Origin of the sequence: Amycolatopsis sp. cg9 (genome assembly GCF_041346945.1) — a bacterium.
Taxonomy (GTDB): Bacteria; Actinomycetota; Actinomycetes; order Mycobacteriales; family Pseudonocardiaceae; genus Amycolatopsis.
The window spans coordinates 2,308,382-2,324,079 of sequence record NZ_CP166850.1 but is presented as its reverse complement, the minus strand read 5'-3'; the positions used below and the strand labels follow the sequence as shown (position 1 = coordinate 2,324,079).

The window sequence follows — 15,698 nt, the reverse complement described above, 5'->3', positions numbered from 1 at the left end:
CGTGGCCCAGGTGAACACCCCGCGGCGAACGGTCGAATCCGGCTGTCCGGAATATTCAGTTCTACGAACGGTGAAGGCCCCCTCACCAGCGGTGAGAGGGCCTTCGGTGAACCGGGGGAGCTCAGAACTGCGGCAGCGACTCGCCCTGGACCGCTTCGACGTCCAGCTCGATCTTCACCGTCGTGCCGACCGCCGCGACCCCGGCGCGGACCATCGCGCTGTAGTTGATCGCGAAGTCGTTCCGGTGCAGCGTCGTCTCCGCGTGGAACGCCGCGCGCACGCCGCCCCACGGGTCCGGGCCCCAGCCGCCGTAGGTCAGCTCGAGCTCGATCTCGCGGCGCTCGCCGTGCAGCGTCAGCTCGCCGACCAGCGTCCACGAGTCCACGCCGCGCTGGCGCAGCCCGGTGCTCGTGAACGTGATCACCGGGTGCACGTCGACGTCGAGGAAGTCCGGCGAACGCAGGTGGTCGTCCCGCATCTTGATGCCGGTCTCGATGCTCGCCGCCTTGATCTCGGCGTGCACCGACGACTGCTCGGCCGGGCGGCCGATCTCGATCCGGCCGGACACGTCCGGGAACCGCGCCTTGATGCTCGCGATGCCCAGGTGCCGGGCGGTCGCCATGACCGACGAGTGCATCGGGTCGATCACCCACGGGCCGGCGGGCGGCAGGTCGATCGCCTCGGCGACCGGGGCCAGCACGACGTCGCCGAGCGCGCCGGAGCCGTCCGAGGCGATCTGCGCCGTCCGGGCGATCGGGGTGTACCCGGCCGCCGTGACGACGGCGGTGTACGTGCCCGCCGGGAGGGCGTCGGTGACGACCTCCCCGCGGACGTCGGCCGCCTGCCGGGCGACCTGCCGGCCGGCCGGGTCCGTGACGGTGAGCACCGCGTGCTCCACCGCCCAGCCCTCGGCCGTCCGGAAGGTCGCGCGCAGGCCGGTCATGACCGGTCGACCAGCTCGTCGAGGGCCTGGTCGTAGCTCAGCCGGACGTCGTGGTCCGCTTCGCCGCCGGTCAGCTCCACCTGGCTGGTCGCCGGCGGGTAGCCGCTCGCGACCACGGTGTACGCACCCGCGGGCAGGTCGCTGACCACGTACCGGCCTTCGCTGTCGGTCCGCGCGACCGCGGCCACGTTGCCCTCGGCGTCGAGCACGGTGATCCGCGCGTCCGGAACGATCCGGTCACCCTCGGTCCGCGCGGTGCCGCCGAGCAGCACCGAGCTGGCGAGCTCGACGTCGTGGCGCAGCACACCGCTGTCCGGCACGGTCAGCGTGAGCGCGACGGGCCGGTAGCCCGCGCCGCTGGCGACCAGGGTGTAGGCCCCGGCGCCGACCCCGACGAAGGCGTAGGTGCCGTCCGCGGTCGTGATGAACGCGCCGTTCACCTCGCCCCGGCTGTCGGTCAGCGTCACCGTGACGTTCGCCAGCGGCGAGCCGGTCGCGGCCGCCCGCACGGTGCCGGTCAGCTCGCCGGACCCGGTGAGCGTGACGTCGACCGTCGCCGGCCCGGTGCTGATCACGACGCTGGAGGCCTGCGGCTGGTGGCCGTGGGCCGACACGATGAGGACGTACGCGCCCGGGCCCTGGCTGGGCACCGAGTAGCTGCCGTCCGCGGCGCCGGTGGCCCGCGCGACCTGGCGGCCGCGCTGGTCGATCAGCGTCAGCGCGGCACCCGGGACGTGGCTGCCGTCCTGCCGCCGCACGTGCCCGATCACCGGCACGCCGCCCGCGCCGACCGGGGTGTCGACCTCGGAGTCCGCGACGGAGTTCGTGATCGGCATCGGCAGCGCGCCCGAGACGGCCTGGTAGTCGCCGTGGCCGTTGGTGCTCAGCGCGTGCTTCCCACCGCCGACCAGAGCCGGCTCGCGGTCGGCCGGCTTGACCGGCTCGACGATCTCGGTCGGAGCGTCCGCGAAGTCGTCCTCCTCGAGCAGCGCCTCGCCGCCCTCCATGGCCGCCGCGGCCGGGGCCGCGTTGGTCAGCGGGATCTCCTTCATGAACAGCAGCACGATCGTGGCCAGCAGGGCCACGCCGCCCGCGATGTAGAAGACCGTGGTGATCGACTCGGTGAAGCCGATCAGCACCGGGGTCCGGATCGCCTCGGGGAGGTTCTGGATGCCGCTGGTGTTCTCCGACAGGTTGCCGATGCCCGCCCCGGCGCCGGCCGGCAGCTGCCCGCCGAACGCCTTGGTGATGTTGGGCAGCAGGGTGTTGAACAGGACCGTCAGGAAGATCGCGACACCGGCGGTACCACCGATCTGGCGGAAGAACGTCGCCGACGCGGTCGAGACGCCCATGTCGCTGCGCGGGCCCGCGTTCTGCACCGCGATGATCAGCGTCTGCATGCACTGGCCGAGGCCGAGGCCGATGATGGCGGCCGCGACGAGCGGGTGCCACAGCGGCGAGTCGTATTCGACCTGCGCGAAGAAGAACGCGCCACCGGCGATCAGGATGGTGCCGACGATCGGGAAGATCTTGTAGCGCCCGGTCTTCCCGGTGAGCCGGCCGGACACGATCGAGCTGATCATGATGCCCGCCATCAGCGGCAGCATCAGCAGCCCGGACTCGGTCGGCGTGTAGCCCTGCACGACCTGCATGAACTGCGGGATCATCGTGATCGCGCCGAACATCGCCACACCGACGATGATGCCGCCGATGATCGCCACGGTGAACGTCGAGTTCTTGAACAGCCGCAGCGGGATCAGCGCGGCGTCCTTCATCAGCTTCTCGACCGCGATGAACGCGATGACGCCGACGCCGCCGATGACGTAGCACCAGATGGCCTTCTGGTCGCCCCAGCCCCACTTCTGGCCCTGCTCGGCGACGACCAGGAACGGCACGACCGCGACGACCAGCGTCAGCGCGCCCCACCAGTCGATCTTGTGCTTGTGCGGGGTGTGCGGCACGTTCAGGACCTTCGCCACGACGAACAGCGCGACGACGCCGATCGGGACGTTGATCAGGAAGACCCAGCGCCAGCCGGAGATGCCGGCCAGGGTGTCGAAGCCGGCGAACAGGCCGCCCAGCACCGGGCCGAGCACGGTGGAGAGGCCGAACACGGCGAGGATGTAACCCTGGTACTTCGCCCGCTCGCGCGGCGGCACGATGTCGCCGAGGATGGTCATGGCCAGCGACATCAGACCGCCGGCGCCGAGACCCTGCACCGCGCGGAACGCGGCCAGCTCGTACATCGACTGCGAGAACGTGGAGGCCAGCGAACCGGCGACGAAGATCGTGATGGCGGCCAGGTAGAACGGCTTGCGGCCGTAGATGTCCGACAGCTTGCCGTAGATCGGCGTGACGATCGTCGAGGTGATCAGGTACGCCGTGGTCGCCCACGCCTGCAGGTCGAAGCCGTGCAGGTCGTTGGCGATCTTGACGATCGACGTGCCGACGATCGTCTGGTCCAGCGCGGCGAGGAACATGCCGCACATCAAGCCGCTCAGGATCGTGACGATCTGGCGGTGGCTCAGCCGGGGTGGTTGACCCACCTCGGGCTGGGCGACTGCTTCGGTGGTGGAACTCATGCGTTGGCCCCCTTGGCCGGAGCACCGGCGGACGCGTGCGCGTCGGCCAGTTGTGGAGAGTGGTTCTCGATACCTGTGTTGAGCCGGCCGAAGAGCCGGTTCAGGGTCTGGATTTCCCCGTCCGTCCAGTCCCCGAGCACTTCGGCCAGCCACTGGTTTCGCTGCTTGCGGTTCTCTTCGAACACCCGCATGCCCTCGGAGGTCGGCGCGAGCAGGCACGCCCGGCCGTCTTCGGGGTCGGCCTGGCGTTCGACCAGGCCGTGCTGGACGAGGGAGCTCGACTGCCTGCTGATCGTGGAGATCTCGGAGTGGAGCGACTCCGCGAGCCGGCTGGTGCGCTGCGGGCCCTCGTGGATGAGGGTGAAGAGGATCGCGTACGCCGCCCGCTCGATGCCGTCCGGACCCTGCTTGGAGACCTGCGACTTCGCCTTGTTGATCAGGCGGACCAGGCGTACGAGCTCGTGGCCGAGTTGGTCGGCGAGGTCGAGTTCGGCCGTGGGCCGGGTGGCGGAGCTGTTCGGTGCCATGAGGGATCCTTCAACGGCGTTGGTTGGCGGCTGCAACTAGTTGCCTCAGGCAAGGATGTGCCTTCACCACCGGTTATGCAAGCGGACGGGCGCTCGGTGTGTCCGAACACACTTTAGTTGCCGTATGCAAGCAGATTTCCTCCGGGCTGCTCTCGGAACAACGGAGGTCCTCGTCGGTTGGAGAAGGTATGACCGACGACACAGCGTTGAAGGACTTCCTCGCCGCCCACCGCCACGGCGTGCTCGCCACCATCCGGCGTGACGGGCGGCCCCAGCTGTCCACCATCACGCACCTGTACGACCCGGAAGCGGCGACGATCGTCGCGTCGATCACCGAGACCAGGGCGAAGACGAAGAACATGCGCCGCGACCCGCGGGTGACCTTCCACGTCGGCAGCGAGGACGGCTGGAGCTACGTGGTCGCGGAAGGCCGCGCGTCGCTCACAGCGCCGGCGGCCGCGTCGGACGACTCGACGGTCGAGGCGCTCGTCGACTACTACCGCCGCGCGGCCGGTGAGCACCCGGACTGGGCCGAGTACCGCGCGGCGATGGTGTCCGACCAGCGGGTTCTGCTCACGATCCACGTCGAGAAGCTGCTCGGCTTGGTTCGGTGAGGGCTGCTCCGCGTGGCTGGTTTTGAAACTTTAGTTCCGCAGTGCGGACTGACCGGGCTTACGATGAGGCCATGAGCGACGAAGCTTTGGTCACCCGGCTCCGCGACCTGCTCGGCAAGAGCGCCGTGCTCACCGACACCGACGTCACCGCGTCGTACGCCCGCGACATGATGCCGCTGGCGCCGTCCGGCCGGCCGCTGGCGGTGGTGCTGCCCGAGAACGTCGAACAGGTGCAGGCGGTCGTCAAGGCGTGCGCCGAAGCGAGGGTGCCGATCGTGCCGCGCGGCGCGGGCAGCGGCCTGTCCGGCGCCGCGAACGCGATCGACGGCTGCGTGATGCTGTCGCTGACCAAGCTGAACGAGATCGTGGAGATCGACCCGGGCAACCGGCTGGCCGTCGTGCAGCCCGGCGTCGTCAACCTGGACTTCCGCAACGCCGTGGAGAAGCACGGGCTGTTCTACCCGCCGGACCCGTCGAGCTACGACTGGTGCACGATCGGCGGCAACCTGTCGACGAACGCGGGCGGGCTCTGCTGCGTGAAGTACGGCGTGACGACCGACTCGGTGCTCGGCCTCGAGGTCGTCCTGGCGGACGGGTCGTTGCTGAAGACGGGCCGCCGGACGGTCAAGGGCGTGGCCGGCTACGACCTGGCCCGCCTGTTCGTCGGCAGCGAGGGCACGCTCGGCGTCATCACGCAGGCGACGGTCCAGCTCAAGCCGCTGCCCCAGGCCCCGGCCACGCTGGTCGCGGGCTTCAGCACGACCGAAGCGGCCGGGGAGGCCGTGGCGCGGGTGGTGCGCGAAGGGCTCGTGCCGTCGTTGCTGGAGATCATGGACGCGTCGTCGATCAAGGCGTCCGAGACCTACCTGAAGACGGACCTGGGCGCGGGCTCGGACTGCCAGGCGCTGCTGCTGGGCCAGTCCGACGCGGGCGGCGAGGTCGCCCGCCGCGAGCTGGCGGCGCTGGAGCAGATCTGCGTCGACTGCGGCGCCGACCTGGCGTACACGACCGAAGACCTCGAAGAGGGGCGGATGCTGCTGCAGGCCCGCCGGGTCGTGCTGACCGCGCTGGAGACGTACGGGCTGTGGCTGACCGACGACGTCTGCGTACCGCGGACGCGCATCGCCGAGCTGATCCGCGGCTGCGAGAAGATCAGCGAGGAGGTCGGGCTGCGGATCGCGGTGGTCGGGCACGCCGGCGACGGCAACATGCACCCGACGATCGTCTACCAGCCCGACGACCCGGACGAGTTCGCCCGCGCCCAGCGCGCGTTCGACGAGATCCTCGAGATCGGCCTGTCCCTCGGCGGCACGGTGACCGGGGAGCACGGGGTCGGGAAGATCAAGCGCGAGTGGCTGGCGAGGGAGATCGGCCCGGTGGGCCTGCGGGTGCACCGGCAGATCAAGCAGGCGCTGGACCCGGAGAACCTGTTCAACCCGGGCTCGATGTTCTCGATGACCTGAGCCGCACCTGAGCCGCGCCGGCAGGGGTCCCCGCCCGGGGGACCCCTGTTTTCACGTTACCGCCGGGGTCCGACAGTTTCGGGCGGCTCGGTCTTGGCCCGGTGCTCGGGAGGGTCGCGAATGACTCATTCGGGACGTTGGTGGTCCCCAATGACTCATTCGCGACCCTCCCGCGAGCTGCCCCCGGTCCTCGCCGCCGGGGCTCACCTCAGCAGACCTGAGCCGGAGACGAAAAGGGCCCCACCGCCGACCGGTGGGGCCCGAACTTCGCCGAGACTCAGTCCTTGATCCGCGGGATCCGCTGCGTGACCTCCGGGTCCGCCGAAGACAGCGCCGCCTTCTTCTCGCGGCGCGCCTTCAGGTACTCGATGACGATCGGGACCACCGAGATGAGCACGATCAGCACGAAGATCGCGTCGATGTTCTTGCCGATGAAGGGGATGTCGCCGAGCACGTACCCGAGCACCGTGATGCCCGCCGCCCAGAGGATGCCGCCGATCACCGTGTAGGTGAAGTAGCGCTTCGGGTCCATCCGGCCGATCCCGGCGATCCACGTGATGAACGTCCGGACGAACGGCACGAACCGGGCCAGCACGACCGCCTTCGGGCCGTGCTTCTCCAGGAAGGCGTGCGTCTTGTCGACGTGCTCCCGTTTGAAGATCTTGGAGTCCGGCCGGTTGAACAGCTTGGGCCCGGCGAAGTAGCCGATGTAGTAGCCCACGACGTTGCCGAGCAGCGCGGCCACGGTGACCAGTACGCAGGTCAGCCAGAGCGGCAGCAGCTTGTCGCCGGCGATGAGCAGGCCCGCCGTGAACAGCAGGGAGTCACCCGGCAGCACCGGGAAGATGCTGCTTTCGATGAAGATGACGAGGCACAGCACCGCGACGGCGGGACCGGCCACGCCGTCGAGGAGGACGTAGGGGTCCAGCCATGACGGCAGCAGCGACATCGTGTTGACCGTGCTCTGGGCGAGAATCACCTCGAAAACGGTACAGGGTCACCCTGAGTCGTTACTGAGACCCGTCAGACCAGCGTCAGCAGGCCCACCACGGACCCCGCCGCGAGGCCCAGCAGCACCGCCAGCAGCAAGATCCAGTACGCGGGCAGCTGCGCCGACGAACGCGGGACGGGCGGTGGCGGGTTGTACGCCGTCGGTGCTTCGGAGGCCCCGTCCAGTGCCGCGCGCTCGCGCTCCAGTGAGTCCGCGCTCGCGCCCGAGAGCAGGCCGTACGCCGAGGGCAGCTCGTTGATCGCGCTGGTCGGGACGGCGTCGGTCGCCGGTTCCGGGTCGCGGGCCGGCGATGCCGAAGGGGCGAAGACGGCTTGCGCGCGAAGGGCGTCCGCCAGCAGTTGCTCGGGGTCCTTCGGCTCGCTCATCTCCGCCCGTCTCCTCGTGCTCAAACCCTAGGTGCTCAAGGTAGCCGTACCCACTTCGGCGACCCACTCACCCCGGCGCAGCACCTTCGACGGCCGCAGGTCCTGGTCGAGGACCACGATGTCGGCCTCGTAGCCCGCGCACAGCATGCCGGTGCGGTCCGCGATGCCGAGCAGCTCCGCGGGGCGCTGCGAGGTCGCGTGCACCGCGTCGAGGATGCCGAGTTTCGCACCCCGGACCAGATTGCGGAAGGCGGTGTCCATCGTCAGGGTGCTGCCGGCCAGCGAGCCGTTGTCGGCGAGGGTCGCGACGCCGTCGTGGACGTCGACCTCGAGGCGGCCCAGCGTGTAGCGGCCGTCGGCCGCGTCGGTGGCCGACATCGCGTCGGTGATGAGGACCGTGCGGTTGCGGCCCGCGTGCTTCGCGGCCAGCCGGACCACCGTCGGGTGCAGGTGGACCAGGTCGCAGATGAGCTCGATCGTGATGCGCTCGTCGTCGAGCAGTGCCCCGACCGGGCCGGGTTCGCGGTGGTGGAGCGGGCGCATGCCGTTGAACAGGTGCGTCGCCACCGAAGCGCCCGCGTCGATGGCGGGCAGCAGCTGCTCCTCGACGCCGTCGGTGTGGCCGATGGCGGCGATGACGCCGGACTCGGCCAGCTGCCGGACGGCCTTCACACCGCCGTGCAGCTCGGGGGCGATGGTGACCATCCGGATCGCGCCCTGGCCGGCGCGCAGGAGCTTCTCGACCGTGCCGGTGTCCGGCTCGAGGAGCGTCTCCGGGTCGTGGGCCCCGCAGCGGGCCTTCGAGATGAAGGGCCCCTCCAGGTGGATGCCCGCGACCTCGCCGTCCTGGACGATCTCACGCAGCGCGGCGACCTGCTCACGCAGGATGTCGACCGGGTCGGAGACCAGGCTGGCGAGCATGGTCGTGGTGCCGTGACGGCGGTGCGCTCGCACCGCCGTCAGGAGTTCCTCCGGATCGAGGGAGGTGAACGAAGCACCTCCCCCGCCGTGGCAGTGGGTGTCGATGAACCCGGGGACGACCAGCGCCCCTCCGACGTCCACGTGCTCGCCGGACGGCGGGGTCCCGGAACCCACGCCGGCGATCCGCCCGTCGGAGACGGCTACCCAGCCGTCGTCGAGTACACGGTCCGGGGCGGCGACCCGGCCGCCCATGATCACGAAATCTCCGGCGCCTCTCACGCACCCCAGCATATATTGGTCTGGACCAAGCATGGTGATACGACTCAGTGATCGGAATGGTCCACCCGGGTCACTGTGGGGCTTGCATGGCCTTCTGGAGTGCCTCGAGCGCCCGGCTGGCGGTCGATTTAACGGTACCCTTGGAAATGCCTGCCGCCTCAGAGATTTCGGCTTCGCTCAGCCCTCCGTAGTAACGGAGCACCAGCACCTCGCGCTGGCGGGGCGGCAACTTGGACAAGGCGGACACGACGGCCTGGTGCTCGTTGGAGAGCATCGCGAGGCTCTCCGCGGACCGGGCGTTGACGGCGTGCGGCGGCACGTACTCGCGGGCGGTCTTGCGCCGGCGCAGCACGCTGCGCGACCCGTTGACCACGGCGGTGCGCAGGTAGCCGACGGCGGCCGCGGCGTCCCGGAGCCGTCCCCAGTTGCGGTGCAGGCCGGTGAAGGCCTCCTGGACGACGTCTTCCGCGGTCGCGGGCTCGTCGACCAGCAGGATCGCCAGCCGGACCAGCCGCATCCGGTGCTGGCGGTAGAGGTCTTCGAGGGTCAGCGGCGCGGCTGTCTGCGCCGGGGCCGGACCGTCCATGACCCGCAGGTGGCCGAGGGTTGCCTCGACACTGCGTTCCGCATTGCCCTCGAGCATGAACCCCTGCCTGTCTCCGACCCCGGTTTGCACGGTGTGTCGCGTCAGCAGGTTCACGGTATTCACAGCGCTCACACAGGTACTGACGCACGCCCAGCCTATCGGGTTGGCCTCCCGTCGCCACAGATCGGATGCTGGGACACCGCGGCGACCCGGGTAGCGTCGGTTCCGTCCCGCCCCCGCCCGACCCCGGAGATCCACATGGCCTGGTACCTCGTCGAAATCACCTACGTCCAGGAGAAGCTCCAGGAGGTGCGGCCGCGGCACCGCGAGTTCCTGGGCAAGCTGGCCGAGCAGGGCCGCGTCGCGGTCGCCGGCCCGCTCGGCGACGGCACCGGCGGCCTCACGCTCTACCAGGCCGACGACGAGGCGCACCTGAAGGAGACGCTCGACCAGGACCCGTACGCGCTCGAAGGCGTCATCGCCGAGCGGACCGTCCGCGAGTTCAAGCCGGTGATCGGCGCCTGGCTGCCCCAGGGGTCATAGGTCGAGCACCGCGGGGCCGCGGTCGACGCAGATCCGCATCGATCCGCCGTCGGCCGTCGGCACCGCGCAGGTCCCGCAGAAGCCCTGGCGGCACGAGTACGGCGTGCCCGGCCGCGTCGCCAGGAGGACGTCGAGGGCGCTGCGGTCGCCCGGAACGTCCAGGACCTGCCCTGACCTGCGCAAAGTCAGCCGGAACGGCGCGCCTTCGACGATCGGCGGCGGGCTGAACCGCTCGAAGTGCACCGCGCCCTCGGTCAGCGCCAGTGCGACTCGGACGCCGGCGATCATCGGCACCGGGCCGCAGCAGTAGACCGCCGCGTTCCCGGGGATGCCTTCGAGCAGTTCCTCGCCGGACGCCGGGACGCCGTACTCGGTGTCCGGCCGGATCCAGACCCGGTCGTCGCCCTCCAGCTCGCCGAGGAACGGCATCGACTCGCGGCTGCGGCCGGTGTAGACCAGCCGCCAGTCCGCGCCGCTCGCGGCGGCGGCGCGGACCATCGGCAGGATCGGCGTGATCCCGATACCGCCCGCGATGAACCGGAACGGGCCCGCGCCGACGAACGGGAACGCCGTCCGCGGGCCGCGCACGGTCACCCGCGTACCCGGCCGAAGGCCGTGGACCTCGGCCGAAGCGACGCCGATCTTCCGCACGGCGATGCGGTAATGCTCCTTTTCGGACGGATCGCCGCACAGGGAGTACTGCCGGACCAGGCCCGACGGCAGCACGAGATCGATGTGCGCCCCCGGCCGCCAGCCCGGCAACGGCGTGCCGTTCGAAAGCCGCAGGCTGACGACGTCCTCGGCTTCGGGCCGAACCGCTTCGACGACGAGCGAAAGGTTCCGGTCGACCGCCCGCACCGGCGGCCGCCGCTTCCCGCTGAACCCCGACATCCGCCGGTAAACGCCCACGACGCCGACCAAAGTGGACAGCAGCAGGTCGGTCCGGCCACTCCCGTCCAGCCGCCCCGGCCACCCAAGCCCCGCACTTTCACGTGAAAGTGCCCACCTGGGCGCCGCACTTTCACGTGAAAGTGCGGGATCCGAGGGGGTCACTTCGGTGCGTCCGCCGCCCGGGCGGCCGGTGAGCTCGCCAGGTAGGCCACGGCCTGCTCGGTGTTCCCGGTCTCCGTCGGGTGGTAGGACTTGCGGAAGTACGGCCGGATCTCGCGCAGCAACTGGCGGCCGGTCGGCAGCAAGCCCCGTTCCGCCGCCCGGCGGTACCCCCGCAGGGTCGCGCGGCCCGGGCGGGTCGGGTCGTTGCGCATCAGGTACCGGGTGCCGCGAGAGAAGACCCACGCCAGCACCGGCGTCACCGCCGCCATGCTGCGGACCCGGCGCGTGTACCGGCCGTCGAGGTGCATGAACAGGTCGAACGCGACGGACCGGTGCTCGACCTCCTCGGCGCCGTGCCAGCGCAGCAGGTCGAGCATCACCGGGTCGGCGCCGGCGTCCTCCAGCGGCGCGTCGAGCACCCACTGGCCGAGGAACGCGGTGTAGTGCTCGATCGCCGCGACGATCCCCAGCCGCTCGACCAGCCACTCCTCGGCCGCTTTCCCGGTCAGGTCGCGGTCGCCGAGCAGCTTCCGGAACAGCCACTCCATCTGGGCGATGAACGGCCGCAGCCGCACGCCGGCGGCTTCGAGGTGCGCTGCCGCGCCGTCGTGGGCCTCGGCGTGCACCGCCTCCTGGCCGATGAAGCCGAGGACGTCCGCCTTGAGCCGCTCGTCGCGGATCAGCGGGACCGCCTGCTTGAACACCTCGACGAACCAGCGCTCGCCCTCCGGCAGCGCCAGGTGCAGGACGTTGATGGTGTGCGTGACCTGCGGTTCGCCGGGGATCCAGTGCATCGGCAGCGCCGCCCAGTCGAACTCGACGTCCCGGGCGTGCAGGACGAGCTGTTCGTCCGGCGAAGTCATGACGCCCGGCCGGACAGCTCGTAGTCCGCCGGGTCGACCTTGCGCGTCTCGAGCCAGTAGCGCCAGGTGAAGCCGGGCCAGATCGTCCGGTTCACGCCCTTGGCGTCGAGGTACCAGCTCTTGCAGCCGCCCTGCGTCCACACGCCCTTGACCAGCTTGTCCTGGATCTCCCGCTGGAACTTCTCCTGCACGCCCGGCCGCACGTCGAGCGCGGCGGCGTCGCGGGAGTCGGCGAGCTTGATGGCGTCGACGACGTACTTCGACTGCGACTCGATCATGAACACGACGGAGTTGTGGCCCAGCGCGGTGTTCGGGCCGAGCAGGAAGAACAGGTTCGGGAAGCCGGACACGGTGATGCCCTTGTGCGTCCGCATCCCCTCGGCCGCCCACTCCTTGGCGAGGTCGCGGCCGTCGACGCCGGTGATGTCGAGGTACTCCAGCGCGTCGGTGACCTTGAAGCCGGTGCCGTAGACGATCGCGTCGACCTCGTGCTCGACGCCGGCGGAGTCGACGATCGAGTGCGCCTTGACCTCCTTGATCCCGGCGGTGTTCACGTCGACGTTCGGCCGGTCCAGCGCCGGGTAGTAGTCGTTGGAGATCAGGACGCGCTTGCAGCCCATGGTGTAGTCCGGCGTGACCTTCTTGCGCAGCGCGGGGTCCTTGATGCCCTTCGCGATGTTGCGCTTCGCGATCAGCTCACCGGCCTTCATGATCGCCGGGTGGCCGTTGAAGCCGATGGCGCGCGCTTCGAGCAGCCAGTACAGCGCGTTGCGGTAGACCCGCTGGGTGCCGGGCACGCGCTTGAACAGCGTCTGCGCCCACGACGGCATCGCGTGGTCGGGCTTGGGCATGATCCACGGCGGCGTGCGCTGGAACAGCGTCAGCTCGGCGACGTCGGGGGCGATCTTCGGCACGAACTGGACGGCGCTGGCGCCGGTGCCGACCACGGCGACCCTCTTGCCGCGCAGGTCGTATTCGTGGTTCCACTGCGCGGAGTGCCAGGTCTGGCCCTTGAACTTCGCGATCCCGGGCAGCTCGGGCACCTGCGGGATGTGCAGGCCGCCGACGCCGGAAACGAGGAACTGCGCGACGAACTCGCGGCCGTCCTTGGTCGTCGCCGTCCAGCGGCGCTCGCGCTCGTCCCAGTGGGCGCCGGTGAGCTCGACGCCGAACCGGATCTTCTCGCGCAGCCGGTACTTGTCCGCGACGCCCTTGAGGTACTCGAAGATCTCCGGCTGCGGCGAGAACGACCGCGACCAGTCCGGGTTCTGCTCGTACGAGAACGAGTACATGTGCGACTGCACGTCGCACGCGCACCCGGGGTACGAGTTGTCCCGCCAGGTCCCGCCCACTTCGGTGGCCTTCTCCAGGACCACGTAGTCCCGGATGCCGGCCTTTTCGAGCTGGATCGCCTGGCCGAGCCCGGAAAACCCGGTGCCCACGATCACGACCTTGAACCGCTCGGTCATCTGTCGGCCTCCGCTGCTTCGAGGATGCTGCCCAGATGACGTTACCTCAGGTAACAGTTACTTGGAAGTACTCCCTACCGTTCAGTACGTCCCGCCGAGCTTGCCGTGGTTCCAGCTGGCGACCTTCGTCGGCCGGAAGATCAGCCCGACGCGTTTCGGTGCCTGACCTGCGATGAAGGCCCGCAGCTCGTCGGGCACGGGGTCGCCCGGCTTGGCGCCCGCGTACCGCTGCATGAGCTCGATCCCCATCCGGGTGACCTCGGCGGTGTCCTCGACGATCTCGACGTCGGCCTCGAAGGAGACGCCGCGGAGCTTCTCGTAGCTGTCCCCGTCCTCGACCAGCACGGTCGCTTCGGGGAGCCGCCGGAAGTTCTTGGCCTTCTGCGAGGTGCCGTACGTCCAGGTCGCGACGCCGTCCTCGTGCGGGAAGTACCAGAGCGGCGCGAGGTGCGGCCGGCCGTTCGGGCCGACGCTGGCGACGTTGATGACCTGCTGGCCGGCGAGGTACTCGCGGACCTCGTCCTCGGTCATCCGGATCTGATCGCGACGGGACATGTTCACCCCTTGGTGGCGGCTCGCCCGCCGTGGCCGGTGACCGCCGATTCGAACGCGCCGCGCGCCTCGATGTCGGCCAGCGCGGCCTTGTCCGCCGAAGGTACCCGGCTGCGGGACCCGATCTCGATGATCGGCGGCAGGAACGCGCGGAGCAGCTTGAGCCCGCCGACCCAGCGCGGCACGTGGATGGTCCGGGCGCGCTTGAGGATGCCCGCTTCGAGGTCGTCCAGCGCGGTGTCGAGCGGGTAGGTCTTGCCGATCAGGCCCGGCATCGACGCGCGGAGCTTGCCGAACACGGGGTGCGCGTCGGCGCTCTCGACCAGGTCGGTGCGGATCCACGTCGGGTGCGCGACGCCGACCTTGACGCCCAGGTGGGCGACCTCGGCGCGGAGGCTGTTCGAGAACGCCTCGACGCCGGCCTTGGCGGCGGCGTAGTTCGCCATGCCCGGCGCGTGCGTGATCGCGGCGAGGCTCGAGATGGCGAGCAGGTAGCCCTTGCGCTCGATGACGTGCGGGAGCGTGACGCGGAACGTCCGCCAGACGCCGAGCAGGTCGACCTCGATGACCTTCTCGAACGCGGCCTTGTCGACCGAGCGGACGAAGCCCGCGGTCGCGATGCCGGCGTTGGCGATGACGATGTCGATCCCGCCGAAGTGCTCGACGACGCCCTTCGTCGCTTTTTCGAGGGCGTCCCAGCTCGTGACGTCGGCTTCCCAGGCGTGCGCGTTCGGCCCGATCCGGTCGGCGACCTTCTTCTGCTCTTCGGCTTCGAGGCCGACGAGGGCGACCTTCGCACCGCGCGCGGCGAGCCGTTCGGCCAGTCCGGCGCCGATGCCGCGGGCCGCGCCGGTGATCAGCACGACCTTCCCGTCGACCTTCTTGGTGCCGCTCAGCAGCGAAAACGGGTTGGCCACGGTGCCCTCCTTGATGTCACTTGAGGGCACCGTACCTCAACTTACCCGCAGTAAGCTACCCAAGAGTAGGCGTCACTTTCCCTACGAAAGTGACGCTACTTCGTCGGGAGTCAGGTCGAGGGTGACGGACGCGATCAGGTCGGTGAGCTGCTCCGGTGTGCGGGCGCTGGCGATCGGTGCGGCGACCGTCGGCTGCTGCCGCAGCCAGGCGAGCGCGACCGTGGCGACCGAGACGCCGTGGGCGCTCGCGACCTCGTCGAGCTCGGCCAGCACGCGCTCGCCGCCGTTGTCCAAATAGGACTCCGCGCGGGCGGCGCGCGGGCTGTCGGTCACGTCGCCCTTCGTGCGGTACTTGCCGGTCAGGAAGCCCTTCGCCAGCGAGAAGTACGGCAGCGTGGCCAGGCCTTCGCGCTCGACGAGCGGGGCGAGGTCGCGCTCGTAGTCCCGCTCGACGAGGTTGTAGTGCGGCTGCAGCACGGCGTACCGCGCGAACCCGTTGCGGTCCGAAATGGACAGTGCTTCGGCGAGTCGCTCGGCGGTGTAGTTGGAGGCGCCGAGGTAGCGCACCTTGCCCGCGCGGACCAGCGCGTCGAAGGCTTCGAGCGTCTCCTCGAGCGGGGTGTCCGCGTCGTCGAGGTGGGCGTAGTAGAGGTCGATGCGGTCGGTCTTGAGGCGGCGCAGCGAGTCCTCCGCCGCGGCCTGGATATTCTTCGCGGACAGGCCCGGCCGGCCCTCCCACATACCGACCTTGGTCGCGACGACGACGTCGTCCCGGTTGCCGCGCGCGGCCAGCCAGTTGCCGAGGATCTCCTCGGAGCCGCCGCCTCCGCCGTAGAGGTCGGCGGAGTCCACGAAGTTGCCGCCGGCGGCGGTGTAGGCGTCGAGCACGGCGAACGACTGCGGCTCGTCGGCCGTCCAGCCGAAGACGTTGCCGCCGAGGTTGAGCCTGTACACGTCGAGGTCGGTGTTTCCCAGCTTGGTCATGTCCCCGACGTTAGTTCGCCGATCC

The 15,698-nt window shown here is 70.0% G+C and carries 16 protein-coding genes; 3 read left to right on the top strand and 13 right to left on the bottom strand.

Features of this window, described 5'->3' with window-relative positions; translation table 11 throughout:
- Positions 1–121 precede the first annotated feature (121 nt).
- The 3 genes from AB5J73_RS10850 to AB5J73_RS10840 are packed head-to-tail and all read right to left on the bottom strand — an operon-like array spanning position 122 to position 4,052.
- The gene (locus AB5J73_RS10850) at positions 122–943 is read right to left on the bottom strand and encodes a YceI family protein (RefSeq protein ID WP_370969565.1); all 822 of its coding nucleotides are present in this window, start codon (positions 941–943) and stop codon (positions 122–124) included.
- Positions 940–3,525 (bottom strand): MFS transporter, encoded by a 2,586-nt coding sequence (locus tag AB5J73_RS10845; protein WP_370969564.1) that lies wholly within the window; start codon positions 3,523–3,525, stop codon positions 940–942. Before AB5J73_RS10845 ends, AB5J73_RS10850 begins: the two co-directional genes overlap by 4 nt.
- Positions 3,522–4,052: a MarR family winged helix-turn-helix transcriptional regulator gene (locus AB5J73_RS10840; protein WP_370969563.1), complete on the bottom strand. Its 531-nt coding sequence runs from the start codon at positions 4,050–4,052 to the stop codon at positions 3,522–3,524. The genes AB5J73_RS10845 and AB5J73_RS10840 overlap by 4 nt, the downstream gene beginning before the upstream one ends.
- A 188-nt stretch (positions 4,053–4,240) precedes the next feature.
- Between AB5J73_RS10840 and AB5J73_RS10835 the strand changes: the two genes are divergently transcribed.
- Together AB5J73_RS10835 and AB5J73_RS10830 are read left to right on the top strand one after the other, a co-directional pair.
- Positions 4,241–4,666, top strand: coding sequence for a PPOX class F420-dependent oxidoreductase (locus tag AB5J73_RS10835; RefSeq protein WP_370969562.1), 426 nt, complete (start codon positions 4,241–4,243; stop codon positions 4,664–4,666).
- A gap of 71 nt (positions 4,667–4,737) precedes the next feature.
- A complete protein-coding gene (locus AB5J73_RS10830; RefSeq protein ID WP_370969561.1) occupies positions 4,738–6,129 on the top strand; it encodes an FAD-binding oxidoreductase in 1,392 nt (463 codons plus the stop codon).
- A 277-nt stretch (positions 6,130–6,406) separates the two neighbouring features.
- On the opposite strand, the gene AB5J73_RS10825 is transcribed toward AB5J73_RS10830, so the two are convergent.
- The 4 genes from AB5J73_RS10825 to AB5J73_RS10810 all read right to left on the bottom strand — a co-directional run bounded on the left by AB5J73_RS10825 (position 6,407) and on the right by AB5J73_RS10810 (position 9,349).
- Positions 6,407–7,108 (bottom strand): DedA family protein, encoded by a 702-nt coding sequence (locus AB5J73_RS10825; RefSeq protein ID WP_370969560.1) that lies wholly within the window; start codon positions 7,106–7,108, stop codon positions 6,407–6,409.
- A gap of 44 nt (positions 7,109–7,152) precedes the next feature.
- Positions 7,153–7,506, bottom strand: coding sequence for a hypothetical protein (locus AB5J73_RS10820; protein ID WP_370969559.1), 354 nt, complete (start codon positions 7,504–7,506; stop codon positions 7,153–7,155).
- A 27-nt stretch (positions 7,507–7,533) separates the two neighbouring features.
- Complete coding sequence (gene nagA, locus AB5J73_RS10815) at positions 7,534–8,685, bottom strand: N-acetylglucosamine-6-phosphate deacetylase (protein ID WP_370973063.1); 1,152 nt, start codon at positions 8,683–8,685, stop codon at positions 7,534–7,536.
- A gap of 91 nt (positions 8,686–8,776) precedes the next feature.
- Positions 8,777–9,349, bottom strand: a complete 573-nt coding sequence (locus AB5J73_RS10810) for an RNA polymerase sigma factor (RefSeq protein WP_290062186.1) — start codon at positions 9,347–9,349, stop codon at positions 8,777–8,779.
- Between the two features lie 201 nt (positions 9,350–9,550).
- Between AB5J73_RS10810 and AB5J73_RS10805 the strand changes: the two genes are divergently transcribed.
- Positions 9,551–9,835 carry a YciI family protein gene (locus AB5J73_RS10805; protein ID WP_370969558.1) on the top strand — a complete coding sequence of 95 codons (285 nt, stop codon included), beginning with the start codon at positions 9,551–9,553 and terminating at the stop codon, positions 9,833–9,835.
- Here AB5J73_RS10805 and AB5J73_RS10800 read toward each other — a convergent pair.
- The 6 genes from AB5J73_RS10800 to AB5J73_RS10775 form a co-directional block, all read right to left on the bottom strand.
- Positions 9,830–10,888 carry a 2Fe-2S iron-sulfur cluster-binding protein gene (locus AB5J73_RS10800; protein WP_370969557.1) on the bottom strand — a complete coding sequence of 353 codons (1,059 nt, stop codon included), beginning with the start codon at positions 10,886–10,888 and terminating at the stop codon, positions 9,830–9,832. The two genes, AB5J73_RS10805 and AB5J73_RS10800, sit on opposite strands and share 6 nt — an antisense overlap.
- Positions 10,885–11,751, bottom strand: a complete 867-nt coding sequence (locus tag AB5J73_RS10795; RefSeq protein ID WP_370969556.1) for a metal-dependent hydrolase — start codon at positions 11,749–11,751, stop codon at positions 10,885–10,887. The genes AB5J73_RS10800 and AB5J73_RS10795 overlap by 4 nt, the downstream gene beginning before the upstream one ends.
- Positions 11,748–13,220, bottom strand: a complete 1,473-nt coding sequence (locus AB5J73_RS10790) for a flavin-containing monooxygenase (protein WP_370969555.1) — start codon at positions 13,218–13,220, stop codon at positions 11,748–11,750. The genes AB5J73_RS10795 and AB5J73_RS10790 overlap by 4 nt, the downstream gene beginning before the upstream one ends.
- Before the next feature lie 81 nt (positions 13,221–13,301).
- Positions 13,302–13,775: a pyridoxamine 5'-phosphate oxidase family protein gene (locus tag AB5J73_RS10785; RefSeq protein WP_370969554.1), complete on the bottom strand. Its 474-nt coding sequence runs from the start codon at positions 13,773–13,775 to the stop codon at positions 13,302–13,304.
- 2 nt (positions 13,776–13,777) lie between these two features.
- On the bottom strand, positions 13,778–14,689 hold the full coding sequence (locus AB5J73_RS10780; RefSeq protein ID WP_086857579.1) for an SDR family oxidoreductase: 912 nt from the start codon (positions 14,687–14,689) through the stop codon (positions 13,778–13,780).
- An 81-nt stretch (positions 14,690–14,770) separates the two neighbouring features.
- On the bottom strand, positions 14,771–15,673 hold the full coding sequence (locus AB5J73_RS10775; protein WP_370969553.1) for an aldo/keto reductase: 903 nt from the start codon (positions 15,671–15,673) through the stop codon (positions 14,771–14,773).
- Between the last annotated feature and the right edge of the window lie 25 nt (positions 15,674–15,698).